The 25,842-nt window shown below is 68.1% G+C and carries 30 protein-coding genes; 20 read left to right on the forward strand and 10 right to left on the reverse strand.

The window, feature by feature from the left end; genetic code table 11:
- Positions 1-269: 269 nt before the first annotated feature.
- The gene (locus ACLJQ7_RS41960; protein WP_410653754.1) at positions 270-1,484 is read right to left on the reverse strand and encodes a PP2C family protein-serine/threonine phosphatase; all 1,215 of its coding nucleotides are present in this window, start codon (positions 1,482-1,484) and stop codon (positions 270-272) included.
- 145 nt (positions 1,485-1,629) lie between these two features.
- Here ACLJQ7_RS41960 and ACLJQ7_RS41965 point away from each other — a divergent pair, with 145 nt between their 5' ends.
- The 18 genes from ACLJQ7_RS41965 to ACLJQ7_RS42050 all read left to right on the forward strand — a co-directional run bounded on the left by ACLJQ7_RS41965 (position 1,630) and on the right by ACLJQ7_RS42050 (position 13,162).
- The gene (locus tag ACLJQ7_RS41965; RefSeq protein ID WP_410653755.1) at positions 1,630-2,076 is read left to right on the forward strand and encodes a MarR family winged helix-turn-helix transcriptional regulator; all 447 of its coding nucleotides are present in this window, start codon (positions 1,630-1,632) and stop codon (positions 2,074-2,076) included.
- A 103-nt stretch (positions 2,077-2,179) separates the two neighbouring features.
- Positions 2,180-3,043, forward strand: a complete 864-nt coding sequence (locus ACLJQ7_RS41970; RefSeq protein ID WP_410653756.1) for an STAS domain-containing protein — start codon at positions 2,180-2,182, stop codon at positions 3,041-3,043.
- The gene (locus ACLJQ7_RS41975; RefSeq protein WP_410653757.1) at positions 3,040-3,438 is read left to right on the forward strand and encodes an STAS domain-containing protein; all 399 of its coding nucleotides are present in this window, start codon (positions 3,040-3,042) and stop codon (positions 3,436-3,438) included. Before ACLJQ7_RS41970 ends, ACLJQ7_RS41975 begins: the two co-directional genes overlap by 4 nt.
- Positions 3,428-3,865 (forward strand): ATP-binding protein, encoded by a 438-nt coding sequence (locus ACLJQ7_RS41980; protein ID WP_410653758.1) that lies wholly within the window; start codon positions 3,428-3,430, stop codon positions 3,863-3,865. Before ACLJQ7_RS41975 ends, ACLJQ7_RS41980 begins: the two co-directional genes overlap by 11 nt.
- Positions 3,862-4,860, forward strand: a complete 999-nt coding sequence (locus ACLJQ7_RS41985) for an ATP-binding protein (RefSeq protein WP_410653759.1) — start codon at positions 3,862-3,864, stop codon at positions 4,858-4,860. Before ACLJQ7_RS41980 ends, ACLJQ7_RS41985 begins: the two co-directional genes overlap by 4 nt.
- A complete protein-coding gene (locus ACLJQ7_RS41990) occupies positions 4,857-6,035 on the forward strand; it encodes a PP2C family protein-serine/threonine phosphatase (RefSeq protein ID WP_410653760.1) in 1,179 nt (392 codons plus the stop codon). Before ACLJQ7_RS41985 ends, ACLJQ7_RS41990 begins: the two co-directional genes overlap by 4 nt.
- Before the next feature lie 166 nt (positions 6,036-6,201).
- Complete coding sequence (locus ACLJQ7_RS41995; protein ID WP_410653761.1) at positions 6,202-6,660, forward strand: ATP-binding protein; 459 nt, start codon at positions 6,202-6,204, stop codon at positions 6,658-6,660.
- Positions 6,661-6,741: 81 nt separating this feature from the next.
- Complete coding sequence (locus ACLJQ7_RS42000) at positions 6,742-7,140, forward strand: STAS domain-containing protein (protein WP_410653762.1); 399 nt, start codon at positions 6,742-6,744, stop codon at positions 7,138-7,140.
- A 197-nt stretch (positions 7,141-7,337) separates the two neighbouring features.
- A complete protein-coding gene (locus ACLJQ7_RS42005; RefSeq protein WP_410653763.1) occupies positions 7,338-8,045 on the forward strand; it encodes a GntR family transcriptional regulator in 708 nt (235 codons plus the stop codon).
- Positions 8,038-8,850 carry an arginase family protein gene (locus ACLJQ7_RS42010; protein WP_410653764.1) on the forward strand — a complete coding sequence of 271 codons (813 nt, stop codon included), beginning with the start codon at positions 8,038-8,040 and terminating at the stop codon, positions 8,848-8,850. The genes ACLJQ7_RS42005 and ACLJQ7_RS42010 overlap by 8 nt, the downstream gene beginning before the upstream one ends.
- A gap of 167 nt (positions 8,851-9,017) precedes the next feature.
- Positions 9,018-9,431: a hypothetical protein gene (locus ACLJQ7_RS42015; protein ID WP_410653765.1), complete on the forward strand. Its 414-nt coding sequence runs from the start codon at positions 9,018-9,020 to the stop codon at positions 9,429-9,431.
- Between the two features lie 179 nt (positions 9,432-9,610).
- Positions 9,611-9,988 (forward strand): hypothetical protein, encoded by a 378-nt coding sequence (locus ACLJQ7_RS42020; protein ID WP_410653766.1) that lies wholly within the window; start codon positions 9,611-9,613, stop codon positions 9,986-9,988.
- Entirely contained in the window at positions 9,985-10,380 is a 396-nt protein-coding gene (locus ACLJQ7_RS42025) for a hypothetical protein (RefSeq protein WP_410653767.1), read from the forward strand. Before ACLJQ7_RS42020 ends, ACLJQ7_RS42025 begins: the two co-directional genes overlap by 4 nt.
- Before the next feature lie 19 nt (positions 10,381-10,399).
- Positions 10,400-10,858: a hypothetical protein gene (locus ACLJQ7_RS42030; RefSeq protein ID WP_410653768.1), complete on the forward strand. Its 459-nt coding sequence runs from the start codon at positions 10,400-10,402 to the stop codon at positions 10,856-10,858.
- Between the two features lie 386 nt (positions 10,859-11,244).
- Positions 11,245-11,577, forward strand: coding sequence for an ArsR/SmtB family transcription factor (locus ACLJQ7_RS42035; RefSeq protein ID WP_410653795.1), 333 nt, complete (start codon positions 11,245-11,247; stop codon positions 11,575-11,577).
- Positions 11,574-12,080, forward strand: a complete 507-nt coding sequence (locus ACLJQ7_RS42040; protein ID WP_410653769.1) for an SRPBCC family protein — start codon at positions 11,574-11,576, stop codon at positions 12,078-12,080. The genes ACLJQ7_RS42035 and ACLJQ7_RS42040 overlap by 4 nt, the downstream gene beginning before the upstream one ends.
- Positions 12,077-12,517: a VOC family protein gene (locus tag ACLJQ7_RS42045; RefSeq protein ID WP_410653770.1), complete on the forward strand. Its 441-nt coding sequence runs from the start codon at positions 12,077-12,079 to the stop codon at positions 12,515-12,517. Before ACLJQ7_RS42040 ends, ACLJQ7_RS42045 begins: the two co-directional genes overlap by 4 nt.
- 216 nt (positions 12,518-12,733) lie before the next feature.
- Entirely contained in the window at positions 12,734-13,162 is a 429-nt protein-coding gene (locus ACLJQ7_RS42050) for a VOC family protein (RefSeq protein ID WP_410653771.1), read from the forward strand.
- 60 nt (positions 13,163-13,222) lie between these two features.
- On the opposite strand, the gene ACLJQ7_RS42055 is transcribed toward ACLJQ7_RS42050, so the two are convergent.
- The 4 genes from ACLJQ7_RS42055 to ACLJQ7_RS42070 form a co-directional block, all read right to left on the reverse strand.
- The gene (locus ACLJQ7_RS42055; protein ID WP_410653772.1) at positions 13,223-15,298 is read right to left on the reverse strand and encodes a fibronectin type III domain-containing protein; all 2,076 of its coding nucleotides are present in this window, start codon (positions 15,296-15,298) and stop codon (positions 13,223-13,225) included.
- Between the two features lie 2 nt (positions 15,299-15,300).
- Positions 15,301-16,254 carry an AAA family ATPase gene (locus ACLJQ7_RS42060; RefSeq protein ID WP_410653773.1) on the reverse strand — a complete coding sequence of 318 codons (954 nt, stop codon included), beginning with the start codon at positions 16,252-16,254 and terminating at the stop codon, positions 15,301-15,303.
- Between the two features lie 313 nt (positions 16,255-16,567).
- Entirely contained in the window at positions 16,568-16,891 is a 324-nt protein-coding gene (locus ACLJQ7_RS42065) for an ankyrin repeat domain-containing protein (protein ID WP_410653774.1), read from the reverse strand.
- A gap of 6 nt (positions 16,892-16,897) precedes the next feature.
- Positions 16,898-19,138 (reverse strand): deaminase domain-containing protein, encoded by a 2,241-nt coding sequence (locus ACLJQ7_RS42070; RefSeq protein ID WP_410653775.1) that lies wholly within the window; start codon positions 19,136-19,138, stop codon positions 16,898-16,900.
- A 214-nt stretch (positions 19,139-19,352) separates the two neighbouring features.
- On the opposite strand from ACLJQ7_RS42070, the gene ACLJQ7_RS42075 reads away from it, so the two are divergent.
- Positions 19,353-19,787, forward strand: coding sequence for a hypothetical protein (locus ACLJQ7_RS42075; RefSeq protein ID WP_410653776.1), 435 nt, complete (start codon positions 19,353-19,355; stop codon positions 19,785-19,787).
- A gap of 155 nt (positions 19,788-19,942) precedes the next feature.
- Here ACLJQ7_RS42075 and ACLJQ7_RS42080 read toward each other — a convergent pair whose 3' ends face one another.
- Genes ACLJQ7_RS42080 through ACLJQ7_RS42095 form a run of 4 tightly spaced genes read right to left on the reverse strand, consistent with a single transcriptional unit; the run spans position 19,943 to position 22,204 of the window.
- Positions 19,943-20,254, reverse strand: a complete 312-nt coding sequence (locus ACLJQ7_RS42080; protein ID WP_410653777.1) for a hypothetical protein — start codon at positions 20,252-20,254, stop codon at positions 19,943-19,945.
- Entirely contained in the window at positions 20,251-20,991 is a 741-nt protein-coding gene (gene surE / locus ACLJQ7_RS42085) for a 5'/3'-nucleotidase SurE (protein ID WP_410653778.1), read from the reverse strand. Before surE ends, ACLJQ7_RS42080 begins: the two co-directional genes overlap by 4 nt.
- A complete protein-coding gene (locus tag ACLJQ7_RS42090; RefSeq protein ID WP_410653779.1) occupies positions 20,991-21,914 on the reverse strand; it encodes a PfkB family carbohydrate kinase in 924 nt (307 codons plus the stop codon). Before ACLJQ7_RS42090 ends, surE begins: the two co-directional genes overlap by 1 nt.
- 56 nt (positions 21,915-21,970) lie before the next feature.
- Positions 21,971-22,204, reverse strand: coding sequence for a hypothetical protein (locus ACLJQ7_RS42095; protein WP_410653780.1), 234 nt, complete (start codon positions 22,202-22,204; stop codon positions 21,971-21,973).
- Between the two features lie 98 nt (positions 22,205-22,302).
- Between ACLJQ7_RS42095 and ACLJQ7_RS42100 the strand changes: the two genes are divergently transcribed.
- Positions 22,303-25,182, forward strand: coding sequence for a BTAD domain-containing putative transcriptional regulator (locus ACLJQ7_RS42100; RefSeq protein ID WP_410653781.1), 2,880 nt, complete (start codon positions 22,303-22,305; stop codon positions 25,180-25,182).
- Between the two features lie 30 nt (positions 25,183-25,212).
- Here ACLJQ7_RS42100 and ACLJQ7_RS42105 read toward each other — a convergent pair whose 3' ends face one another.
- Positions 25,213-25,509 carry a YkvA family protein gene (locus ACLJQ7_RS42105; RefSeq protein WP_410653782.1) on the reverse strand — a complete coding sequence of 99 codons (297 nt, stop codon included), beginning with the start codon at positions 25,507-25,509 and terminating at the stop codon, positions 25,213-25,215.
- Positions 25,510-25,842: the final 333 nt, after the last annotated feature.

Consider the following 25,842-nt stretch of genomic DNA (forward strand, 5'->3'; position numbering starts at 1 on the left):
ATCGAAAACCCTGTACTGCCCATCGTCGGATGATCACAACGAACACCCTGGTCACCACGCCGACAGGCCGGTCAGTGTTCACGATGTCCTGAAACATCGACTGTTCACGATGTCCTGAACTCAGACAGACGGTTAGAACGACCATTACCACTCACGACCCCCGCGCAAAATACCCGAATGGACACTGTTGCCCGGCGGGCGTCCCTTGTGGACGGTCAAGTCCGTGCCAGGCTCCTTGGTGACCCCTCGATACAGCCACCCCGGAGCAATCACACCGCGGTGTCGTCGGTGATCGTGGAGGCGATGTCGGATTCGCGGTCGGTGCTGGGATTCGAGCCGAACCAGTCGAGGCAGACGACCATGGCGTCGTCCGCGGCCAGCCCGCCGTCGCGGCGGTCGTGCAGTTCGGCGAGGACGGCGCTCGGAACATGGGCCGCGGGCAGATCCGCGGTCACGAGAACTGCCTGCGTGAGTTCGCGGTCGCCGTAGAGTTCCCCGTGCGGTCCGGCCGCGTTGTACACGCCGTCGCTGACGAAGACGAACCGGTCACCCGGCAACGCGTGCAGGGTTTCGGCGGTGTATTGGGTGTCTTCGAACGTGCCCAGCGGAAGCTGTTCGTCGAAATGGACACGTTCGACTTTGCCGTCTCGGAACCGCCACAAACGGGGAGAACCCGCGTCGACCGCGGTGATCTCACCGGTGGTGAGGTCGAACTCCAACAGGAGCGTGGCGACGTGTTCTTGGCCGCGGTGCTGGGCATAGATGGCTTGGTCGGCGAGTTCCGCCTGTGTGTCCAGGGAAATACCGGCGCGGCGGGCGTTGCGCAACGCGTTGACGGCGAGGTTGGTCAGCAGGGCGGCGCTGCTGCCTTCGCCCATGCCGTTGACCAGCGTGACCGTCAAGGTGCGGGCGGAGGCCGACCAGTCGAAGCAGTCGCCGTAGATGGCGTAGGCGGGTTCCAGCTGGCCGCCGAGCGCGAATTCGGGACGGCTGCACGCGCGGCCGGGCAGCAGCTGCCACTGCATCTCCGCGGCGAGCGTCAGCCGTGACGAGCGGCGGGCCTGCACGTACAGGTCGGTGTCGCGGTCGGCGACGAAGACCTCGTGCCCGAGCGCCTCGGCGAATCGGCTGAGCTCGGCCCACACCGGCGGTTCCGGCTCTTCGGGCAGCGTGACGGCAAGGACACCGAGCCGGTCGCCGCGCACGGTCACCGGGAGGTGGGCACGGATGCCGTCTTCGGCGGGTTCGAACGTCGCCCGTTGGGTGGTGAAGGCTTCGCCCGCCGCGGTGCCGTCCACCGGCATCGGCTCGGTCGTGTACGGCAGGACGGTCACTCGCCGTAATTCCGTCAAGCTGTAGTCGGCCATCAGCAGTTCGACGGCACCGGCGCCGAAATGCTCCCTCAACGCCGCGCGCAGCCCGTCGAGCAGCGCATGAGGCTGGACGCCGCGCAGGACCCGTTCGACTGCTAAGGATCTGTCCACCGCGTTCGCCTCCCGCTCACCCCGGAACCCGGTGTCTCGGATCGAGCACACGGGGATCAGTCCGCACCGCTCCGTCGGACCGGTCGCAGGACGTGCCGCGGTGAGCTGAGCTGACAGTTCAGCATAAGGATGCGAGAGTGGGTCTGTGAACCGGTCCCCCGAGCCGCCCGGCACCGAGACGGTGGCGGCGGCCGTGACCGAGACGGCCGAGCTGCTCGAGATCATGTTCGAGCGGGCTCGCGAGGCGTCACCGCGTCCGCTGTCGACGTCCCAGGTACGCGCCGTCGTGGCACTCGATCACCACGACGGCCTCAACCTGCGCGCCCTCGCCGAGGTGCTCGGCTCCACTCCGCCGCTGGTGAGCCGCCTGTGCGACCGGCTGGAAGCGGTCGGATTCCTCGAACGGCTGCCCAGCTCGGCCAGCCGCCGGGAGATCAAGCTGCGGCTCAGTGACCGCGGCCACGCGTATCTGGCGGACCTGCGGGCCCGTCGGCGCGAAAGCCTGCAAGCGGTGCTGGCGAAACTCACCCCCGAAACCAGGGAGGCGCTCGCCACGGGCCTGCGGGAATTCCGCGAGGCGGCGGCCGGCTAGATCCGGGTGTGACCTACCAGGCTCTCTCCAGTAGGCTAACTATTGTCATATGACAACAGTCGCTCTCATCAGCAGGAGGCGACCTGAGCTCTGGGAGGCCTCGGTGCTGAGGACGGACGACTCCGCCGTCCGGGACTTGCTGTCGCGGATCTTCGGTGAAGACCAGGACGGACTGGTCGACGACTGGGTCCGATGGCAGCTGACCGACACGCCGGGTCAGCTCGACGAGCCCGCGCTGCGACGCGAGGCGACCGAATTGCTCGGGGCCCTCCGTGACGCGCTCGAGACCGAGTTGCCGTCGGCACAGCTCATAGAGCGCGATCAAGCGGTCCGCTCCGCCCTGCGCGGGCTCTCCGAACGGCGTGCTCGCGCGGGTACCGCACCCGCCGTCACGGCCACGGCGATCCTGGCGCTGAAGCGCACCACCCTGAGCGCGCTCGAACGCCACTGCGAGGACCCGGCGGTGCGCTATCAGGCGTCGTTGCAAGTCAACCAGCTCCTGGACGCCGCGGGCTTGCTCACCTTCTCGGTCTACGTCGAGGGACGCGAGGAGATCATCCGGCGCCAACACCAGCAGATGCTGGAGCTGTCCACGCCGGTGGTGCGGCTGTGGCGGCAGGTACTGGCCGTACCCCTGATCGGCACCCTCGACAGCGCCCGCACCCAGGTCGTGATGAACAGCCTCCTGGAGGCCATCCAGGCCCACGAAGCCCGCGTGGCGATCATCGACATCACCGGCGTGTCCACAGTGGACACCGCGGTGGCGCAGCATCTGCTGCAAACGGTCAGCGCCGTACGGCTCATGGGCGCCGAATGCCTGATCAGCGGTGTCCGTCCGTCGATCGCGCAGACCGTCACGCAGCTCGGCATCGATCTCTCCCACATCGTGACCCGCGGCTCGCTGGCCGACGCACTGGCCACCGCGCTGGAGCTGCTCGGTCACCGCGCCGGCGCGGTGACCGGGTGACCACCGACGCGGGGCTGCCGATCCTGCGGCTCGGTGACATCCTGCTCAGCGGGCTGCTGGCCGACCTGGACGACACGACCGCGTTGCGGTTCACCGACGAACTCACCGCGCGCATCGCCGACGAAGGGATCCGCGGCGTCGTCCTCGACATCTCCCGGCTGGAGATCATCGATTCCTTCGTCGCCAGGGTGCTGATGCAGCTGGCCGCCACCGGGCGTCTGCTCGGCGCGCGGATGATCGTCGCCGGCATGCGCCCCGCCGTCGCGATCACCCTGTCCGAACTCGGCCTGCGGCTCACCGGTGTCCAGACCGCGCTCAACGCCGAACAGGCCATGGAACTGCTGGGATGGCGCCGTGCGGGCGAGGCCGCCGAAGAGGCGCCTCATGCTTCCTGACGAACTCACCGGCCCCGGGCAGGACATTCCGGCACGGGAACACGCCATCCGCGCCGAGGAAGATCTCCTCACCGCCCGCCACGCCGCGCGCGCGGGTGCGGTCGCGGTGGGCTTCACCCTCGTCGACCAGACCAAGATCGTCACCGCCGCCAGCGAACTGGCCCGCAACGCCTACATCCACGGTGGCGGCGGGGCGATGACGATCACCGTCGCGCGAGACGGGCGGGGACGAGTGGGCCTCAGACTGGCCGTGCGCGACGAGGGTCCCGGAATCGCCGACGTCGAACTGGCCATGACCGACGGCTTCAGTACCGGCGCCGGCCTCGGGCACGGTCTCGGCGGAACCCGCAGGTTGGTCGACGAGTTCACCATCGACACCGTTCCCGGCCGCGGCACCACGGTCACGATCGTGCGCTGGAAACCATGACCGTCACCCTCGCGGAACTCACCCGCCAGATCCGCATCGACCACATCAGCGCGGTGTACACGGCGGCGCGCGCCGCTCGGGAAGTCGCGGCGGAAACGGGGCTGCCCGAGGTGCTGGCCGAACGCGCGGCGGTCATCGCCTCCGAACTGGCGGGCAACATCGACAAACACGCCACCGACGGCACGGTCTTCATCCAAAGCTCGCTCGCCGGGGACGGCGTGGACATCTACGCCGCGGACTCGGGGCCGGGCATGGCCGATCTGGACTACTGGCGCATCGACGGGCACAGCACGACCGCGACGCTCGGCACGGGTCTCGGCGCCGTCGGCAGGCTCGCCACCGAGTTCCGGATCCGGTCGGCGGCGGGCTCGGGCACCACCGCGGCGGCACGGACACTGGTCACCGGCACGAACCCAACGCCCGTCGCGCACGTCCGCCTGGCGCGCGAAGGTGAGGACCGGTGCGGTGACGGCCTGGCGCTCGCCTCCCTGCCCGGTGCCCGGATCATCGCCGTCGTGGACGGTCTCGGCCACGGCCCCGATGCCGCCGACGCGGCGGAGACCGCGATCGACCTCTTCAGCCGCAACCCGGGCCGCCCCCTCCGCGACCACCTGACCACCATGCACCGGACACTCCGGCAGACCCGCGGCGCAGCGGTCGCGCTGGCCCGGATCTCCGGTGGGCTGCTCGAATTCTGCGGTGTCGGGAACATCGGCGGCCTGGTGTTGACGCCGGGGCAGAGCCGGCCGTTGCTCAGCATGCCCGGCATCGTCGGATTCACCCTGCCGGACGCCCACGTCCGGACCGTGGACCTGCCGGAGCACCACCTCGTCGTCCTGCACACCGACGGAATCGGCACCGGCTGGCGCGGCGCCGCACCTCTCGGCCCGTTACCGGTCCCGGCACTCCTCGCCGCCGATTTGGCCCACCGGTACCGCGACCCCCACGACGACGCCACGCTGATCGCGGTCGGGTCCGGAACCGGCACGCCATGACCCATTCCCCCATCGCCCGGCTGCGCCACCGCCTTCGCGAGGCCTGCGCCGCCGCGGGCGTCGCCGCCGACGACCGCGCCAAACTGGTCCTCGCGGTCACCCTGCTCGCCGAGCACGCGGGGCGGCCACCCGAGTTGTCGACTCACTCGGGTGACGGCAGGCTCGCCGTCACCCTCCGGCTGGCCGAACCGGTCGGGCAAGACGACCGCAACGCCCTGCCTCTGCTGCCCGACGCCGGTGACGGCGCGATCCTGACCTGGTATCTTCCCGCCGTCCACGACGCGGCGACCGTTCCCGCGGACGACGAACTGGCCACCCGCGAGGAAATGCTCACCCTGATCGCCCGCGCCGACGCGGTCACCCAGGAACTGCGCGAACTCAAACACGAACTCGCGGAAACCAACAGCGGCGTCCTCGCCATGTACGTCGAACTCGAGGAGCGGGACGAACGGCTCCGGCAAGCCCACGCGGTGATCTTCCGCGAACTCGAAGACGCGCTGCGCCCGCCGCCACCCCACGTGGACGCCTTCGAACTGGCCGTGCACTACGCGCCCAGCGACCCGGACTCCCCCACCGGCGGCGACCTCTACGACTGGTTCGTGCTGCCCGACGGGAAGGTGCACATCACCCTCGTCGACGCCGTCGGCCACGGCGTCACCTCGACCCGGCACGCGCTGACCGTCACCCACGCCATCCGCACCCTGGCGCTGGAAGGCCATCCCCTTCACGATCTGATCGCCCGCGCCGCCCGCACGCTGGCGACGATAGAACCCGACCTGATGGCGACCGTGCTGCTGGTGCGGCTCGATCCCACCACCGGCGACCTCACCATCGCCAACGGCAGCCATCCACGCCCGGTCCTCGTCACCGCCGCGGGCGGCACCGAACTCCTGGTGCCCTCCCGGGTCGGAAGGGGCGTCGGATTCCCCGACCCCGGCACCGGCAGCCTGGTCGACCGCACCCTCGCCGCGGGCGATCTGCTCCTGCTGTACACCGACGGCTTGACCGAAAGCCGCAAAAACCATCAGGAAGGCGAAGCCCGGCTTCTGGCCGCGGCACACCGCCACGCCGCCGGACCCACAGCGGCGATCCCCGGAGCACTCGCCGCCGAGATGCACGACATCGTGCTGCACGCCGACGACACCGTCGTCATCGCGATCAAGCGCGGACCGTAGCGCCGAGTCCGGTCACGAAACCGTTGGCAGGCAACGATTCGCACTCAAGCGGCCCCGTCGATCGAACGTCCGGCACCGACCGTGGAGTTTGCCTTTGCCCACCACGGGGTACTGGATTCACTGCGCGATGTTTCCAGTCAACGTCTAAACGAGGCGGGTGGGACGGATGTCAATACAGCCGGGGATAACTGAGCGCAACGAGCCGAATCCCGGCGTCGTGACCTACGACCTGGACACGACCGCCACCAGGGAAGTCCGGCATGGTGTCCGCCAGGCGCTGGGGCGCTACCGGGGGCTCGCGGTGGACGACGCGGTGCTGGTGGCCGACGAGCTGGTCAGCAACGCCCACCAGCACGGTGAGGCGCCACGCGCCTGCCGCCTCGAACTCACGCATCGAGGGAGCCTGCGGATCGAGGTCGACGACGCTTCGCCGCGTCAACCGCGGCGGCGGACGCCGGACGGTTCCGGCGGGCGTGGTCTGATGCTGATCGACCGGCTCGCCTCCGCCTGGGGCGTCCGGAACCACGCCGATCACAAGACCGTGTGGGTCGAGCTCGCGTTGAACCGCGAGGGAAATCACGCGCCGCATCTTTCCGCGGCCCGGACCTGGCACAACGAGGACTAGCCCGTGCCCCGCACCGGAACAGGCGGAATCCGGACCGGCGTCGCCTTTCCCGGCGTCGCCGGTCCGGTACCGTGGACGGCTGTGAGCCAACCGTGCCAGGCCGAGCCACCACCGCCCGACCTGGATATCGTCAGCCACTTCGTGAACGGGAACGTGGTGGTCACGGTGACCGGCGAAGTCGACACCGAGGCCGCCCCGTCACTGCACGCGGCCGTCATCTCCGCTCTCGACGACGCCGCCGATACCTGCGTGCTGGATCTGACCACAGTGGACTTTCTCGACTCCGCCGGCCTCGCCACCCTGGTCACCACCGACACTTACGCGGCAGGACAAGGGAAAGCGCTGCGCATCGCGGTGGATTCCAACAGTCCCGTGATCCGGCCCATCGAAATCACCGGCCTCGATATCGTGCTCCGGCTCTACCACACCGTCGACGAAGCCCTGGCAGCCTCGGGCCGAAGCCCCCAGTCGGAGCACTGACCGCGCTCCCCAAGGGGAGCTTCGCGTGATTGGGCGGACGACGCGTGTGATCAGTTGGACGACACGCGGCGGCCCGGCCGCGTGCGCGTGTCGTCCATCTGATCACGTGTGTCGTCCATCTGATCACGCGAAACCACGTGACTGCAGGGCTGGAAATCGCTTAGCCAAATTGTCGGACAATGTGGCAATCTCTTGGTGTGACAGACCCGATCGTCGGCTTGGGTGCGAGCATCCAGCGGCAGAGCACCACCGAGCAGGCGGCCGAAGCCGTCCGGCACGCCATCTTGTCCGGCCGGCTGCCGCCTGGCACGCCGCTGCGTGAGGCCGCCCTCGCCACCGAACTCGGCGTCTCCCGCAGTACTCTCCGCGAGGCCGCGCGGACGCTCGAAAGCGAGGGCCTGGTCCGGTACCAGATGAACCGCGGCATCGTCGTCGCGGAAATCACCGGGCCGGATATCGCCGACATCTACGCCGCCCGCACCGCCGTGGAACTCGACGCCGCCGACGCCCTGACCAGGAGCCGGGACCCGGAGATCTATGCGAGCCTCGCCGAGTTGGTCGATCGGATAGAACAAGCCTTCGTCCACGGCGATTTCGCCGCCGCGCTGGACGGTGACCGGCTCTTCCACGCCACCCTGGTCGCGGCCACCGGCAGCCCTCGGCTGCGCCGCTTCCACGCGCAGCTCCAACAAGAACAGCGCCTCGCCCTGGCGTTGGCCGAGCGCTCCCGTCATGAACTCGGCCGCACCGTGGACGACCACCGTCAGCTGCTGAACGCGTTGCACGGCAGCCCGGAGCAAGCGAGAGCAGAACTCACCGCGCACCTGCAAGCGGGCGCCGCCGAACTGCGACGGCTGCTCGACCTGCTCGCCCACCGGAACGAGAGAGGGACACCTCGTGACTGACCACCGCACCGACGGCGCCTGGGATCTGATCGTCACGCCCTGGCACCTCGACGAGCACATCCCCGCCTTCCCGATCCCCGTCGCCGCGGCCCAGGCCGTCCGTCCAGCCCTCCCCGCCGGCCCCGTCCCCACCCGGATGAGCCTGCTGCACAGGGCCGCCCTTGACGCGGTGACGCAGGCCGCCAGGCCCCTGGTGCTCTCCGGCGACTGCCCCACCTCGCGTGCGGTGGTGGCCGGACTGCAGCGCCGCCATCGCGAACTGGCCGTGCTCTGGCTGGACGCCCACGGCGACTTCAACACCCCCGCCATTTCGACCAGCGACTATATCGGCGGCATGGCCCTGGCCATGCTGACCGGCCGCACGCCTGACCTGTTCGACGACACACTCGACCTGCGCCCTGTCCCCGACACCAGCGTCGTGCTCGCCGACGCCCGCGACCTCGACCCCGCCGAGCGAGACGCTCTCACCGTCAGCCACGTCCGTCGCGTTTCCGCCGACCCTGCCGCGATCACCTCCGCCCTCGACCAGCTCGGCCCCATCCCTGTCTACCTCCACCTCGACATCGACGTCATCGACGGAGCCCAGCTGCCCGGCGCGCGTTTTCCCTCCGGCACCGGGCCTTCCCTCGCCCAGATCGAGGAATGCCTGACCGCCGCCTGCGCCAACGCCGACATCACCGCCGCTTACCTCGCCTGCGCCTGGCTCCCCGAGCACGCCGATGACCGGACCAGTCGCCAGACGATCACCCGCCTCACCGCGGCACTCGGCGCCAACCTGGAGTGGCGCGAACCCGACGGCAACTGATCGTCCGGCCAGCGTCACCACGCGCGTCCACATTGGACGATCGCTTGCTTGCCGCCGCTCGAGCGCTGAAGCGGTAACGCACGAAGCGCAAGGTGATCGTCAGGTGCTTCTGCCTCGACCTGCGTCACAGTGGAATCACACGCGGCGAAGGAGAACCGAGGCTGAACATGAAAGCGTCCAGCACCGAACACCAGGAGGCCCCGAGCGAGGAGCTGCCGCCATCTTTGACGCACGAAGTGAAATTCACGGTCATCGACGCACTGACCTCTCTGGCAGGTCTATGGCTTCTCTTCTCGCTCTTCCTCCTCGACCACGCGAACACAGGGCCAGGATTCAACGGCTACTGGAGTGATGGCCTGTCGGGAGCAGTGCTCCTTCTTCTCGGCGCGATCTCCATAGTGGACCCGCCGAAAGGAATCTCACTCGGCCTGCTCCGCCTGATTCTCGGCGGCTGGTTGATCACCGCTCCGAACGCGCTCGGCTACCACCTCCACGCACCCGCACCACAAGCGGCCACCAGCGACACTTCCATCGGACTCGTGGTTCTTGCCCTTTGGGTTTTCCGGAGGCACCCGGAATGATCCACCATGCCGAACACGCGAACGTAATCCGCGCCGTTTCTTCGCGCGGAGATCGTAAGGAGTTCGTCAGTTGAGGAATGCCCTGGTCATGCCAACCTGGTCAGTGACGCACTGCGACACCGGAATCGTCGCAGCTGCTTTTTGACAGGGCGAAAAATCAAGCACGAGGTGATGACGCGGTGACGATCGAAACTTCCCTCCCCTGCCGGATTCCGGCGACCGATCGAGTGGCCGGTGACGTCGCCCGTCTACGGCACGACGCCGAGCGGGTGCGCAGGCGCGCCGCCGAGCGCAGGGCGGACGGCGGGCACGAGGAACTGCTCCTCGCCCGCGTAGCCGACTTCCACGCTCTTGCCTACGACGAACTCGCGAACGCGGCTCAGGCACGTGGCGAACTGACCAGTCTTGCCCGGAACACGAAGGCCTGGCAGGCGGCGGTAGAGCGGGCGCGGGGAGCCAATCGCCGCGCGGAAGAGTTCTGGTCCCAAGCCAAGAGCGCCCACGAACTCGCGGATGACCAGATACGGAGCAATGGTTCCTCGGTCGAACCGAGATGAAGACACACACCGGCACCAGTCTCGGTTTCGCCATCATCGACGCGCTGACCTTCTTGACCGGTTTGTGGCTGGTGCTGTCCCCGTTCTCACTCGACCACGGTCACACAGGCGGTGGTTTCAACGGATACTGGAACGACGGCCTGACCGGCTGCGCGTTGATTCTGCTCGGCACGCACGGCATCGTCGCGCCGTCGAACGGCCGAAGATTCGCCTTTCTCCGCGCGGCACTCGGCGGCTGGCTCATCGCCGCGCCGATGGTGCTCGGCTACAACAGCGGGATATCGGCGCCACAGGTCACCAGCAGCGACATCGTCTCAGGCATCGTCGTGCTTCTGCTCTGGCTGGCCACGGCAACACACCACCGACGACCGCCCCGGTCCTGGAAGTCCTAATTGGAAGACCATGAAGACAGTGATCCTGGCCAGCACGCTGATACTGGCCTCCTGTGCGTCCAGCGACCGGCCCGCTCCCCATCAGAGCACCACGCTCCTGCCGCCCGCACCTCGGCCGGCGGTGAACAAACCTTTGCAAACCTTGGGATTTTCGGCGGAACTCGGACCGATGTCCATCCTCAACGCCTATGTCATGCCGCCTCCCGCCGGCCAGTTCAGAACCGGTCAGGACGCCACCGTACGGCTCACGCTGGTGAACAACGGGCGCGAAGACGACGCCCTCACCGAAGTGGTCAGCCCGGTCGCCCGATCGGCGGCGATCCATTGGGATCGCGCGTGTGACGGCGTCGCCGAACAAGTCGACCGGCTGCCCATCCTCGCGCGTGGGCTCGTCCCGGCACCGGCAGCCGCACCGAAGTACCGGCACAGTCGTACTACCTGCGGATCGACGGACTCACCCAAGACGTACTGGACATGACGATCCCCGTCACCGTCACCTTCGCACACGCCGGAACCACCACGGTCCAGGCGAAGGTCCAGCCACACCGCGAGTCCGACGACATGTTCACCGAACCGGCCTGCACCAGGAAGTAACCGAGGACGGCTGCGGTCTCCCCGACACACAGCTGTCGACGAAGTGCTTTTCGTGCAGGGTTTTCCATTCCGCCGTGACGCCACCGGGTTCGTCCCAAGGTGCGCCTGCTCCCCCGGTCATCTCCGAGCGCGCCGAGACCCCCAGCACCATCACAGCCACTGCGCACCCCACCTCAGCGTCCTGCACGACCAGCGTTCGCGATCTTGACAAACCCGGAGTCCAGCGCATATAAAACCATCAGGTTATCGAACCGAAGGGTTATCGACATGGTGGCAAGCGACACGCTGGACGCGACGTTCGCGGCACTGGCCGACCCCACCCGGCGGGCCATCCTGGCCCGGCTCGCGACCGGTGACGCCACGGTCACCGAGCTGGCCGCGCCCTTCGCGATGAGCCAGCCGGCCGTCTCCAAACACCTGCGGGTGCTTGAACGAGCCGGTCTGGTCAGTCGAAGTCGCGACGCGCAACGCCGTCCGTGCCGGCTGGTGGCCGAACCGCTCAGGACGGCCACCGACTGGCTGGCCGACTACCGCGACTACTGGGAAACGAGCTACCAGCGGCTGGATACCCTGCTGGGCGACCTGCAGAACGGCGAAAAGTGACTTCTCCACATCCCGGCCTCGGGTTGCGGGTCGTCGCGTCCGGGACCACCGACCTCGTTCTCACCCGCACATTCGCCGCTCCCGCGCCGCTGGTCTTCGCCGCGCTCACCCAACCGGAACTGCTCCGCCGCTGGCACGGCGCCCGCGGCTGGCGGCTCACCGTCTGTGAGGTCGACCCGCGCCCCGGCGGTGCCTGGCGGTTCGTCTCCACCGGCCCGGCCGGCGCCGAGATGGAACTCCACGGGCTGTTCCGCGAGGTCGTGCCGCCGGTGCGCCTCGTACAGACCGAGATCCACCGTGACTGGGCTGACGGTGAGGCGCTGGTCATCACCGTTCTGGACGAGACGGACGGACGCACCGCCATGACCGTCACCGTGCGCTATTCCTCGTCCGAGATCCGCGACGCGGTCGTGCGCAGCCCGATGGAACGCGGCGCCGGCGAAGGATACGACGGTCTTGCCGCCCTGCTCGCCACCCTCATCGACGAAAGGCACCATCCATGACCGACACACCCGCCACCGCCGACGAGATCTCCAAGGATTCCGGCAACCCACCCGTGCCGCCCGGCACGCTGTTGCTGGAACTGGTGCCCGTGCCGGTCACCGATATCGAACGGGCCAAAGCCTTCTACCAGGACCAGCTCGGGTTCCGTCTCGATGTCGACGTCAACCCGAAGCCCGGTATCCGCATCGTCCAGCTCACCCCACCCGGTTCGGCATGCTCGATCACCCTCGCCGAGGGCCTCCCCACCCTCGACATGCCTCCGGGAACACTGCGCGGTCTGCACCTGGTGGTCGCCGACATCGAGGCGTCCCGCGCCGAACTCGTCGAACGCGGCGTCGAGGTCAGCGAGGTCGAGGACCTCGGCGGCGTGTTCTACGCGTACTTCGCCGACCCCGACGGCAATACCTGGTGCCTACAGCACATGCCGTGGCGTTGACCCCGGGGGGACGCGGCATAGCCGTCGGTCGGCATGGCGCGTTGCGGGACGAACTGGCGCGCCGACGCGACCAAGCTGAACACGCAGGCGGGCTACTTCAAGCAGCTCCGGGACGGCTGCCACTCGGCGCACGCCGAGCGCTATTCAGGACACAATGCGACCTCAATCCTTCGTAGAGTCGATCCGCCACGTTGTCCACTTCGAAAGAGGTGCCCCATGTTACGCGGACTCGCCACCGCCGGTTATGTCGCAGACGACGTCCCGGCTGCTGCCAAGTGGTACGCGGAGTTGCTCGGTATTCAGCCCTACTTCTCCCGGCCAGACACCGAGAATCCGGCCTACGTCGAGTTTCGCGTGGGTGACTATGAGCACGAACTCGGCATTCTCGACCGTCGCTACGCTCCAGCGTCCTCCGGCACCTGCGGGGCGGCCGTGGCTTGGCACGTCGACGACATCGACGCCGCACTGACGCGGCTCAAAGCCATGGGAGCCATCGAACACGAGCCGAAAACCCTCCTCGAGGGCGGGTTCGCCAGCGCGTCGGTGATCGACCCCTTCGGGAACGTACTCGGTCTGACGTACAACCCGCACTATCTCGCGGTGCTCACCCGCCATCGGGCAGATTCCCCGAGCGCCGAAAGCTGAACGGTCCAGACTGCTTTCCGTCCCTTTCTCCGGCGGCTACCCGCGAGCTTGCCGCATTCGTTACTTCCAGACCAGTTTCTTCGATTGGACGCTCTCCGCGCTGATCCAGACGGTGCGCCCGACGGTGCCCTGCGGGAATTCGTCGAACGACAGTTTCCCGTCCGGACCGACCTGTCTCGTCTCGCTGCCGTGAACACCGTCGTCGGTGTGGCAGGTGATGGTCAGCGTCTTGCCGGGGGTGAAGCCGGACATCTCGATGTGCACGAAGGCGCAAGCAGGCGGGGAGCAGCCGGTGGCTGTCGTGTCGGCGCCTCGGGAAATCGTGATGGTCCGGTCCGCCGGTTCGTCGCCACGCGGTTTCGTGACCGTCGCGACCGCGCCGCGGCCCGCGGAGTTCTCGGCCACCACGGTGACGGTGAACGGCTGCTCGATCCCGATGTCTCGGATGAGATGCGCCCTGGCCGTTCCCGCGACCCGCGTGGAGCCGGCACCCGATCCGTCAGCCCGCCGCCACGACACGTGATAGGCCGTGACCGGTGAGCCGTTCGCCGCCGCGGCCCGCCAGGTGACGTCCGCGTCGGTGTCACCGGTCTTGATCCGGACGTGGAGGCCCACCGGCGCGCCGGGGACTTTGATGCTCGCTCGCGGCGTCACCGGACCCGAGGTGGCGCCGGGGCCCGTCCCCACGCGGTTGAGCGCCGAAACCGTGAAAGTGTAGGCCGTTCCGTTGGCCAGACCGGTGATCGACGTGGCCAGAACTCGCCCGCCGACCGTCTTCTCCCCACCTGCCCAGGTGATCCGGTATCCGGTGACAGCGGCGCCGTTGGCCGCGGCCGCTCCCCATTTCACCGACGCCGAGGCGTCTCCCGGGGTCGCGCCGACCGAGCGGGGCGCGCCGGGTGGACTCGCGGGAACAGGTGCCGGCGGCTGGGGTTTCGGTTTGACCGGTGCGACCGGCCGGCCGGCAGGCTCATTCTGCGTCGGAGCCCGCGGTGGCGTGCCGGTACTGGACCGGTCGTCGGGCTTTTCCTGCGGCGGAGGATTCACGGGCACGGGAGTCTCGGCCGGTTTCCGGTCTCCGGTCACCGCGATGTCGTTCACCTGCCCGCTGGGATCGACCACGAGGACGTGCGCGCCGTCCGCACCGTCGACGTACACCCGGGAATCCTGGCCCCGGACCGGTGGATGCTCCGCGCCGCCGGGAATCGGCCTGTCATCGCGCTTGCGGCCGACGCCGTCGTAGGTGGTCAACGTGCGGTTTCCCTTGTCCACCAAGGCGACCACGGAGCCGGAGGAGGCAAGTCCCACGTAGTCACCGGGTGGCAGCGGAACACTCACCGGCGCCACCGCCGGCCCGACGAGGTGCAGCTTCGCGCCGGGACGGTCCAGGATCGCCAGCTTCCCTTCGACGTCGTTGGCCGCCACGACGGCGGTGTCCGGCAGGTCCACCCCGAGCCGGGCCGGATCGCCGAGCCCGGTGGTCGAAACCTTCCGCACCGTGTCGTCGTCGGTGTCGACGAAAACCGGCCCGTCCGAGGTGAGCGCCAGGGAACCCTTGTGCCGGCCCGGAATCGCGATCGGGCAAGAGACAAGGTCAGCGCCGGGCGCGAGTTCGCACAGCAGGCCGTCGTCGATCCGATGCAGCCACAGCCGCCCGTCGGCGGTGGCGACGGGGTCGCCGAGCCTGCCGCCGACCACGATCCTCGCCGCGGCGTTGCCGAGACGGATCACGACACCCGCCTGGCGGTACACGCCGTAGGGTCCGCCCTTGGTCTCCACCGCGACCGGCCATTCGTTCGCGGGCGCGGGCGTGGTCTTCTCCACCGAGAGCGTCGATTTCCCGAATTCGACGACGCGCGACGGCGGCAGCACGTAGCCGTGTGTGGGGCCTTGCGCGACTCTGCTGCCGGGTTCGAGACCCGGTATCGACACCTGGGCGTCGGCCTGTTCACCGGAACCGTCGATGTGGAACGCCGAACCCAGCGCGGAGTTGTAGATCCAATGCCCGGTCTGCACCAAGTCCAGACCGGGCATCGGCTTCGCATCGCCAGTGATCGCGACGCCCACCACCGCGACACAACCGGCCGCGATCACGGCGATCGGCGCCCGGGCGCGTAACCCACTCGACAGGCCCATGCTCAGACCGCGTTGATCGCGGGAGCAGGCGTGGCCGCCAGCGCCTCGTCGATGATGTCGCCGGGCGATCGCTGGTTCAGCTCGGCGTCGGCGGTGAGCACCAGGCGGTGGGCGAGCACCGGTTTGGCGATGGACTTGATGTCGTCCGGGGTGACGTAGTTGCGGCCGTCGGTGGCCGCGATTCCCTGCGCGGCGCGCACCAGCGCGATACTTCCCCGTGGGCTGGCGCCGTAGCGGACCGACGCGTGCTCTCTGGTCGCTGCAGCGAGCCGGACCGCGTAAGAGCAGATGGCCGGATCCAGATAAGCCTCGCGCACCTGGTCGATGGCACGGCGCAGGGTCTCCAGATCCACCACCGGCGAAAGTTCGTCCGGGCTGACCCGCGCGCAGTCGCTCATGATCACCCGCACCTCGGCGTCATGATCGGGATAGCCGACCGACATCCGCATCATGAACCGGTCGAGCTGCGCTTCGGGCAGGCGATAGGTGCCCTCCATCTCGATCGGGTTCTGGGTGGCGATCACCAGGAACGGACGCGGGACGTCGTGCGGCACCGAATCGACCGTGGCGCGCCGCTCGGACATCACCTCGAGCAATGCCGACTGGGTCTTCGGGGTTCCGCGATTGATCTCGTCGGCCAGCACGATGTTGGCGAAGATGCCACCTGGATGGAACTCGAATTTCTCGTTGTTCTGGTGGTAGACCATCACGCCGGTGACATCGCCGGGCAACAGGTCCGGCGTGAACTGGATCCGGTTCCAGCTCCCGCCGATACTGCGCGCCAGACACCGGCCCAGCGTCGTCTTCCCCAGGCCAGGAACGTCCTCGATCAGCAGATGCCCCTCGGACAGCAAAGCCGCGATCGCGAGCCGCACGACGTCCGGTTTCCCGCGCAGCACCTGCTGCACGTTGTCCGCGAGCGTCCGGTAGACCCCGGTCGCCACCGGCTGGTTCATCTTGCCCCCTCGCAAAAGTCCGGCGACCACGATTGTCTCGTGTACTGCCGGGGACCGGTCCCGCGCCGGAAGTGTGTCACCACGAATACCCGGCTGCTCCGAACTGGCGTTCTCGGAATTCTCCTCACGCCCCTATTCCGTTCCGGCCGGCAGCGCGAGCCCGAAGACGCCCCGCCCTCGTGCCGGATGCAGACCGCACCCGTCCCGCCGTGGTCGTTGATCCGCCCCTAGCGCTCTTTGAGCATTGGCCTTCTTGCTCCTAATCTGCCGGTACGGGCCGTGACGAGTGTGCTGCCTCGCCGGCTCCCGGAGGTCAATGCGTTCGAAGCCACTCCTCGATCAACGCGGTGGCCAGCCAGTGCCCGTCATTCCACGCCATATGCTCCGCGGACACGCCGCGCCCGCCATCCGAACGACGTCGCGGGTCCGCGCCACGCGCCAACAGATAGGCCGTCACGTCGACACACAACGGCTCACCCGACTGCACATGCCCGTCCATCTCGACATCGATGGCGTGGTGCAGCAACGTCAATCCGTGATGCTCTTCGTGGATGTCGGTTCCCTGGTCCAGCAGGTCACGCAACGCGGGAAGGTCTCCCATCTCCACGGCCTGATGAGCCGGCGTCATATCGGTCATGACCTGTCAGCGCCCTTCCGTCACATACACCCTGATACCGGGAAACTCTCGCTCGAACTGAGCGATGATCGAAGCGCAAGAGCCGCATACGGCTTTCTCCGTGTGCAAGTTGATCCTACCTCGGACCAGCGGCGACGACTGCCCTAGCTGGTTCGCGATGAAGTTCAGCAATTTGAACTCTGTTTCATTGAATCGCGTGTTCTCGCCGGCGAAACGCTGCGGAACGAACCTTTGGAGATTGGCCGTGACGTCCACGGGTGGCACCGAACCGGCCCGCGCGGTTTGACCGCTGACCGATGTCAGGACGTAGACACTGTGCCCCTCGATGGCGACTTCGGCCGCCGCGACGTTACGTCTGCGGGGCACTCCGGACTCCCGCAAGGCGCGCACCGCCTTTATCGCGGCACCGGAATCACTCCCAGGCGTCGACAGCAAGACGGGCTTCACGCCGTCCGGTGCCGGTCGCACGGGATCGACGGTGAACGTACCTGCGGGCTGGGGTCGGACGACTTTCACGGCCAAGGTGTCGAGTGCGCCGAGTGCGCAGTCGCCGGCCTGTCCTTCGACGCACCCAGGGGCGTGGTCGTGCAAGTTGGTCAGGCCACGGCCTTTGAGCACATCGAAGGCGAGCGTTCCGGCACCGGTCACCGCGGAGCCGCAGTCACCGCCTTTGGCACAGTCCTTGATCCGCCTCGCTTCGTCGAGGGCGTTGTCCGCCGTGTGTTCGTACAGGGGGTACCGCACCTGCGGGACCCGGGTACCGGTGTGGATCGCGTTGCTGATGGCGGGGAGAGCGTTGCGTACCGCCGGCGCGGCCGCGGCGACGACGGGGCGTACCCCAGGGATCCGTGCCACGCCTTGGCTTGCGGTGGTGGCTCCTTGTCTGACCGCCGCCGCAGGTCTGGCGACCCACGGGGTCTCCGCGACGGTCCGGCCGGCCGTGGCCGCCGCGCCCGCGATCGCCGCTCGCACCCCCGACGGCAATTCGGTGACCGCCGTGGGCAGTACCTTGCCGGCGGCCACTTTCGTCGCTCCGGCCAGGGCTCTGGCTCCCGCCGATGCGGGTTTCCCGACGAAGGGGAGGGCCGAAACTCCGGCGAGGCCCACTTCCTTCGCTGCCTCACCACAGCCCTCGCCCTTGCTGACACAGGACTTCGAGGTCCCGTAGACGTTTCCCTGACCGAAGGAAAGGACGGCGTCAGCGGTGAGCGCGGCGGTGCCGCCCGCGGCCTCACCGAGCTCACCCCACTGGACCTCCCCGTTCTTGGTGACCTGCTGCCATTGGATCCCGAGGTCTTCGAAGTTTTTCTGGAACTGGTCCTTGGGGTGGTAGATGGTGACGATCTTGCCGTCGGGTGTCCGCCCGGTTTCGGTCATCCAACTGGTCCGAAGCTTCTTCGCGGTCGAGCCGGTCAGCTCTTTCTCCGACAGGGCGACGATCTTGCCGTCCTTGGTGACACCGACCTGGATGCCTTTACCGTCCTCACCGGTCATCCGGCCCCACTGGTCGACATCGACCGCCGCGGTGTAGGTGGCTCCCCCGCCCTTGCTCCCGCCCTTCGACGACACCCGGTATCCCACGGTCGCGGGCGGCGGCGCAACCCCACGATCGCGGACGTCCTCCAGCCTCTGCGCCTCCCGCTCGGCCGCCGCGGCCGCGTCGACACGCTTCTCGAAACCACGAGTCGGCCCCAAGGTGTCGCGAAGGGCCTCTTGGTTGAGGATGTCGGCCTTGCGCCGAGCCTCACCTGCCGCCTTCTCGTTGTGCGCCGTGAGCTGCCGGTCGGCGTCCGCCTTGTCACCTTTGGACGGGGAACCGTAGTTGTCCTCCATCTGCCGCTGCCTGGCACGCCCTGGATTCTTGCTCGCCTCGTCCGCCCGCTCGGAACGCTCGGCTTTCTTGTTCTTGTCCTTCTCCGCCTGCCACTCGGAGTTTGTCTTGTCTCCTTTCGCCGGTGCACCGTAATTGCGCTCCATACGTTCCTGGGTCAACCTGCCGGCGCTCTTCTCCACCGGCTTCTTCTGCGTAGGTTGCTGCCCGTTGGCGCTCTTGGCCGGCACCGCAGCCTTATTGGGCTGGCCCGCCTTCTTGATCGCGGCCATTTCATTCGCGGGCGTGGCCTTGTCCGCCGGAGCGGCTTGCGCCATTCCGGCGCCGAGCACGCCGAAGGCGGCAGTGAGGATGCCACCCGAGACCGTGTAGAACACGGCCCTGGACAGATCCGTTTCCCTTGTCATCTTGTCCATGCATCCCTCACCGACTCCCAGTTCAGCCCACCGGACCCTGAGCACAGCGTGGGACGAGGTGGTTCAGCGCCGGTACATCCGCGGTTCAATGGGTCGGAAAGGGCGCAACGAAGGACTCCTTCAGAACGCCATTGCCTGAACGTCCGTGTCACCGACGACCGCTCCCCGGCGTCCCGTGACCGGCGAGTCAGCCCTCTACGTCAGGAGGAGATCGATGCGCAACGTGGCCATGGAGCAGTTGGACAGCCTGACCGGATCGTGGCGGACGACGCTGCGCAACGCCTGGTTCCTGGAGCCGGCCGGCCAGGAGGTGCCGGGCTCAGCGAAGATCGAATGGCTCGGTGACGCGTTCGTGGTTCTCCGCTGGACGATGGACGGCGAAACCGCCGGCGAGCTGGTCCTGGTTTTCGGCCGCAGCGACACCCGCGACACCTACACTGCCCTCTACCACGACGAGCGAGGTGTCTGCCGTGTCTTCGCGATGACCTTCGACGGCACACTCTGGCGTCTGGACCGCGAAGACCCCGACATGCACCAACGATTCATCGCAGACGTCCGACCAGACCGGATCACTGGCCGCTGGGAAGCGTCCGAAGATCGCGGGTCGACCTGGCGCAAGGACTTCGACCTGGTCTTCGAGCGGAGGTAGGAACCCGGGTGGAGGCGACTCGCTTCCGCTGCGATCGCACTGCGCTTCCCCGGTGGGTCGCGCTGAAGCCGTCTCCAGGCGCCATCGTCATGATCATGCCGTGGCCGGTGCCGGTGATATCACGGTGTACCGCGAGGGAGACGAAGGCGGTACGGTCACGAATAGCCGCCGAGTTGCCGGCGACGATCTGCTCGTCGTGCCAATTCGTCCCGTCGCGCGATTTCGGTCGTCGCTTCGTCGATTTTCTGTTCCAGGCGCGAGTGGTTCTCGAGCATCGCGAGCACCTCGTCGTCTTCCAGTTCCAGGAGCGCCTTTGTGACGTGGACCGCCAGAATGGGCTGGTGCTTCTGCACGAGAGGCAGCAGCGCCTGACCCAGCCGCACCTTTCGCTGGTGCGGGTTCAGCGCTGCGAGCACTTCGGCGGACGGAGGCGCTTCCTTGTCCTCGGGAGGCATGTGCGCGATCACCAGTCCAGGGCACTGTCTTCGGCGACCGATTTCAGCGCGGTCACCGTCGCGTGACCCTCACTGAGCAGATGGGCGTCGCTGCCCGGTGACAGCTCGCCCTCGCCCGTGACGGCGGTGAGGGTGAACGCGCCTTCCTCGCCGTTCTGGACGTGACTGCGCACCGCACCGAATTCGGCCAGCCCAGCGCGCTTCACCGGTCCCGCCTCGGCACGATCGGGCACGTTGACGTTCAAGACGGTGCCGGCGGGCAGCCCCGCGAGCCTGTCGAAAAAGGTCGCGGCGACCGCGACGGCGGTGTCCCAGTGAGGTCGCGGACCGGGATCCAGGCCCACGTCGAGGGAGACCGCGAGAGCCCTGGCGCCGTTGATGGAGGCGGTCAGCGCCGCGCCGACCGTGCCCGAGTGCAGGACCGCGCGCCCGACGTTCGCACCGTGGTTCACCCCGGACAGCACGATCTCGGGTGGCTCGCCGAACGATCCCTGTGCGGCCGCCAAGGCGATCAGCCCGGGATGCGCGGCGACGGCGAACACCGGGACATCGGGCAGGCCGGGCAACTCCCGCCGTTCGACCGCGACCCGGCCCTCGCCCCCGGCGCCGGTCAGGCCCGCGCTGGTTCCGCTGGCCTCCGACACGGGCGCGGCCACCACCACGGTCCAGCCGTGGTCCGCCGCACCGCGGGCCAGCGCCGCCAGGCCCGGCGAGTCGATACCGTCGTCGTTGGTGATCAGGGCACGCATCAGGAGGCCTCCCACGGTTTCAGGCGTACTCGTCCGGTGAGTTCCCGCACGGCGTCGTCGCTACCCGAACCGAGACCGTGCCGGGTCACATTGATCGCGCCCGCCGCCGCCCCCAGCTTCAGCGCGTCTTCCAATGACCGGCCTTGGGCCAGGCCGACCGCGAGCCCCGCGGTCATCGAGTCTCCGCCGCCGCGGGTGTCGACCGGGGTCAGGTCGGGCGACTCGACCAGGACCAGCCGTCCTTCGAGATAAGCGAGCGTCTCCTCGGCCGCGCGGGACACGACGACGGCGCGTGCGTTGCCCGACGCCAGCTGTCGGCAACCGTCCGCGAGATCGGTCAGCGAATCCGATTCGGCCAGCCCGTCTTCGACCATCTCCTCGTGGCTGACCTTGATCACCGCCGGATCACCCGCGAGCGCACAGGCGAGCCGCTCCCCGGACAGGTCCACCACGACCGGCGTGCCGTGGGTGCCCAGATCGCGGGCGAGCCGCTCGTACATCGAATGCGGCACCGGCACGTCGTCTCCGTCCGGACCGCTGAGGATCGCCACGTCCGCGCGCAAAGCCTGGACCAGAGTCAGCTCGTACAGATCGTCGAGTTCGTGCCGGGTCAACGCGTCGGCGGGCATCCGCACCATCTCGGCGCGACGGCCGTCACGCCGGTCGTGCACGTAGGCGCCGTTGCGCGCCGCGACTTCACGCACCTCGGCCTCGACGCCGATCAGATGCCGCAGCACCCGGCCAGTCTCCCCGCCGAGCGCACAGCACACCACCGCCCGCCCGCCGAGGGCGTCGATCATCCGCGACTGCCATACCCCCTGCCCGCCCGCGTGCACATGGACGTCCGGCGCCCCGTCCAGCTCCTCCACCGTCACCGTCAGCTGCGGAGACGGCGCGAACACCGCCACTCGACCCTCAGTCATACCGGTGTTCTACCCGTTTTGCCGGATTTCACTCGTCAGTGGTGGCTGACCGACGGTCACTCATCACCGGAACGGTACCGCTGCCGATGTTCGTCGGCCTCCTCTCGCGGCGACTTCGTCAGCGGACGTCCGTGGACAAGGTCGTTCTCCGTGTAGTCGGCGCGCCGGGACGCCCAGTCCGGCAGCAGGAATCTCCGAGTCCCGCCGCGGCCACGATCGCGCAGATCGGTGACCACGGCGAGACCGATGACCAGAACGAGAACGCCGAGCCCTATCCAGATACCGACCATGCCTGCTCCCCACCCGGAAATTCATTGCCGCAGCGTGATCCGCCGCGAGTCAGGATCACCGCCGGGCCGGGAGGAAACCTTGAACAATCCTTGAATCAGTGGACGCGGCCTGGTCGTCGTGGTGGGGAGCTTGCCCGGCGACGGACAATCCGCTACGCCTGGAGAGGGAAGGCGGGGTGCCGATGGAGCTGCGGGTGCTCGGGGCCATGGAGGTCGTCGAGGGCGGGGTCCGGATCGATGTCGGGCACGCGCGTCAGCGCAACGTCCTGGCGGTGTTGCTGGTCGAGGCCGGGCACGTGGTGCCGGTCGACCGGCTCGTCGACCGGATCTGGGGCGAGCGGCCACCACGGCGGCCGAAAATGGCTTTGTACTCATATGTGTCGAGACTGCGCGGTGCGCTGGCGAGCCTGAACGGCGTTTCGCTCGAGCACGACCGCGATGGATACGTTCTCGTGGCCGATCGGTTGACGGTGGACCTCCATCGGTTCGAGCATCTGTTGGAGCGCGCGAGGAGGGCCGCGGACGAGCACGCCGCACTCGAGCTGTACGACCAGGCACTGGCGTTGTGGCGGGGCGATCCGCTCACCGAGGTGGCGTCGCCGTGGGCGGACGGCGTGCGGAACGAGCTGGAGCGCACGCGCGAAGCGGCGGTACTCGACCGCGACGACCTGCGGCTGAGGCTGGGCGATCACGCCGCCGTGCTGGCCGGCCCGCCGCCGTCGGGGGCCGGCGGGGAACGGGGGGAGGCCCAGCGGATCGAGGCGTTGTACCTTGCCGGGCGACCGGCCGACGCGTTGCGGCAGTACGAGAGAGTCCGTTGCCGGCTGGCCGAGGAGCTAGGAGCCGATCCGGGACCCCGTCTGCGTCAGCTGCACGAACGCATCCTCGCCGGGGACGAAAGTCCGGTCCCCCGGCAGCTTCCGGCCGCGCCGCCGTCCTTCGTCGGCCGCGAGAGCGAGCTGAGCAGCCTCGACCGTATGCTCGGCGCACGCGGGACCGTGGCGGTGATCTCCGGCGCGGGAGGGCTCGGGAAGACCTGGCTCGCCGTTCGATGGGCCACTGTCCACGCGAGCGAATTCCCGGACGGTCAGCTCTACGCCGACCTCCGCGGCTTCGACCCGACGCACGAACCCGTTCCGGCGGAGCGCGTCATCCGAGGGTTCCTCGGTGCCCTCGGCGTCGCCGGGACCGCGATCCCGGCCGACCAGGATGCCCAGGCGGCGCTGTACCGGAGCCTGACGGCCCAGCGACGGCTGCTCGTGGTACTCGACAACGTGCGGGACACCGACCACGTCACTCCGCTGCTGCCCGGCGGCTCGACCTGTTCGGTTCTCATCACCAGCCGGCACGAACTCGGTGGGCTGCTGACCGCCCAGGCCGCGAAGGCTCTGTCGCTCCAACCGCTCGACGAGCACGAAGCGACAAAGTTGCTCGTGCGCAAGCTGGGCACAGCTCGCCTGGCCGAAGAACCCGAAGCCGGCCGGGAAATCGTGCGCCAATGCGGCGGGATGTCGCTTGCCCTCGCGATCGTCGCCGCACGAATCACCGCTCAACCGGGGAGGCGGCTCTCGGCGCTGGCCGCCGAACTTCACGACAACCGGCTCGACGCGCTCGACACCGGGGAACTGTCCGCCAGTCTGCGCGCGGTCTTCTCCGGTTCCTATCGTTCTCTCGACGACCGGTGCGCGTCCGCGTTCCGTCTTCTCGGTCTCTTGCCCGACAGCGACACGGCCAAGGCGGCGGTGATCGCCTTGTTCGCCGACTCCCAGCCTGTGCGCGCGCTGTGTGCGACCAACCTGCTGGAGGAGACACCGTCCGGCAGGTTCCGCCTGCACGACCTCGTCAAGCTCTTCGCCGTCGAACTCGTCCACGAATACGACGACCCCGCCACCCGTTCGGCGGCGAAGATCCGCCTCTTCGATCACTATCTGTGCTGGGGATCGGCAGCCATGGACCTGTTGTCGCCCGACGAGCCGTACCTTCGGCCGGCGCCGCCCGGAACGTCCACGGGTCCGAAACCCCGTTTTCGGGACTATCACGACGCTCGCGCCTGGCTGGACGACGAACGCGCCACCATGCTCGCGCTGGCCACACGTTCTCCGGAACCAGCGCTGGCCGGGCACGTGGTCCGCATGTCATCACTGCTCTGGCGCTACCTCTACGTCGGGGCGCACTACCACGAAGCGCTCGCCCTCCACACGACCGCGCTGGGACTGACCCGGTCCGGCACGACAGAACACGGTTTCGCCGCACACGCCGTTGGCGCGGCTCTATTCCGGCTCGGTCAATACGGCGACGCGATCGGCCGCTTCGAACAGGCCCTGTCCGCTGCCGACGTCCAGCGCGATGATCTCCTCCAAAGCATGGCGCGCGACGGCCTCGGCTCGGTGCATGACGTGCGCGGGCATCGGGAGGCCGCCCGAACGCAGTACGAACTCGCGCTCGCCGCCGCCAGGCGGACCGGCCATGCCCTGCTCGAAGGGATCGCGCTCTGCAACCTCGGCACGAACCACGGCTGGAGTGGTGACCACCGGTCCGCACTGTCCTTTCTGCTCCAAAGCCGGACGATCGCGCTCGACCTCCGATCGCCCGGCCTTGGCGCGCCGGTACTGGCCGCACTGGGCACCGTCTACGCAGGCCTAGGGCAAAGCGAGGAGGCCGGTGCGCATTTTCGGCGCGCGCTGGAGTTCGCCCGCTCCGGCAAGAACACGAACGTCGAAGTCAGCACCCTCAACGACTTCGCGGACACGGAAACCGGAGCCGCGGCGATCGCGCTGTACGAGGAAGCCCTGTCCCTGGCACGCCGGCTCGGGTATCCGCACGAGTTCGGCCGCGCGCACTACGGATTGGGCAAATGCCACCGCGCCGCGGGGAATGACGGCGAAGCACGACGACATTTCGAAGCCGCGCTCGACGCGTTCACCGAAGTCAGTGCACCGGAAGCGACCGAGGTACGAGCGCTGCTCAACGACCGGTGACGACGTCGGCGATCATGAACACTGGCGGTCTCACTCCGCCCGGCGGTCGTCGCGCGCCTTCTTGGTGAGCGATCTGCTGACGTAGAACAACCCGCTGGTCAGGACCACGATGTCGTCGATGTACACCGGGTCGGGCAACAAGTCGAACGGGAACACCGTGTAGGCCAGGGAAATCCAGTAGGCGACCTTGGTCGGCACCGGTGTGCCCGGCTGATGGACCTGACGGTGCTTCCGCACCAGTTTGACCACCAGGAACAGCGCCACCAGAACGAGGACGACGACCACCACCAAGGCCACGACACCGAGGGTCGTCCACAGAGATTCCACGTGATCCTCTCATCACCACGACACTGTCGCCGTCGCGGCATGACCGCGATACGGATCTTGCTGTGCTTGCAGCCGGCACGTCCTATGATGTCAGTAACCGGGCAGAGCCGTGGCCGCAGGACGCGGCGGCTCGTCGACGACCGTCAACGGTCTCCAGAACGACTGCAGGATCACCCTTGACCACGCTATGAATGGATCACGTCGATAACACACGGAAGAGTGCTGTGGAACACGACACAACCCCAACGTATCGACAGCTGGCTTTCTGGACAGTTCCGGGAATAACCTGGACCATCATCGGCCTCTTCGGAACGGGCCCAGGAAACAGCTTAC

The organism is Amycolatopsis sp. cmx-4-54, from assembly GCF_046548895.1.
Lineage (GTDB): Bacteria > Actinomycetota > Actinomycetes > Mycobacteriales > Pseudonocardiaceae > Amycolatopsis.

Excerpts from the sequence above, each read along its gene's own strand:
- ACLJQ7_RS41980 (WP_410653758.1), top strand. The coding sequence starts at position 3,428 with ATGCTTCCTGACGAACTCACCGGCCCCGGGCAGGACATTCCGGCACGG.
- ACLJQ7_RS41985 (WP_410653759.1), top strand. The coding sequence starts at position 3,862 with ATGACCGTCACCCTCGCGGAACTCACCCGCCAGATCCGCATCGACCAC.
- ACLJQ7_RS41990 (WP_410653760.1), top strand. The coding sequence starts at position 4,857 with ATGACCCATTCCCCCATCGCCCGGCTGCGCCACCGCCTTCGCGAGGCC.
- ACLJQ7_RS41995 (WP_410653761.1), top strand. The coding sequence starts at position 6,202 with ATGTCAATACAGCCGGGGATAACTGAGCGCAACGAGCCGAATCCCGGC.
- ACLJQ7_RS42015 (WP_410653765.1), top strand. The coding sequence starts at position 9,018 with ATGAAAGCGTCCAGCACCGAACACCAGGAGGCCCCGAGCGAGGAGCTG.
- ACLJQ7_RS42025 (WP_410653767.1), top strand. The coding sequence starts at position 9,985 with ATGAAGACACACACCGGCACCAGTCTCGGTTTCGCCATCATCGACGCG.
- ACLJQ7_RS42045 (WP_410653770.1), top strand. The coding sequence starts at position 12,077 with ATGACCGACACACCCGCCACCGCCGACGAGATCTCCAAGGATTCCGGC.
- ACLJQ7_RS42050 (WP_410653771.1), top strand. The coding sequence starts at position 12,734 with ATGTTACGCGGACTCGCCACCGCCGGTTATGTCGCAGACGACGTCCCG.
- ACLJQ7_RS42055 (WP_410653772.1), bottom strand. The coding sequence starts at position 15,298 with ATGGGCCTGTCGAGTGGGTTACGCGCCCGGGCGCCGATCGCCGTGATC.
- ACLJQ7_RS42060 (WP_410653773.1), bottom strand. The coding sequence starts at position 16,254 with ATGAACCAGCCGGTGGCGACCGGGGTCTACCGGACGCTCGCGGACAAC.
- ACLJQ7_RS42065 (WP_410653774.1), bottom strand. The coding sequence starts at position 16,891 with ATGACCGATATGACGCCGGCTCATCAGGCCGTGGAGATGGGAGACCTT.
- ACLJQ7_RS42070 (WP_410653775.1), bottom strand. The coding sequence starts at position 19,138 with ATGGACAAGATGACAAGGGAAACGGATCTGTCCAGGGCCGTGTTCTAC.
- ACLJQ7_RS42075 (WP_410653776.1), top strand. The coding sequence starts at position 19,353 with ATGCGCAACGTGGCCATGGAGCAGTTGGACAGCCTGACCGGATCGTGG.
- surE (WP_410653778.1), bottom strand. The coding sequence starts at position 20,991 with ATGCGTGCCCTGATCACCAACGACGACGGTATCGACTCGCCGGGCCTG.
- ACLJQ7_RS42090 (WP_410653779.1), bottom strand. The coding sequence starts at position 21,914 with ATGACTGAGGGTCGAGTGGCGGTGTTCGCGCCGTCTCCGCAGCTGACG.
- ACLJQ7_RS42095 (WP_410653780.1), bottom strand. The coding sequence starts at position 22,204 with ATGGTCGGTATCTGGATAGGGCTCGGCGTTCTCGTTCTGGTCATCGGT.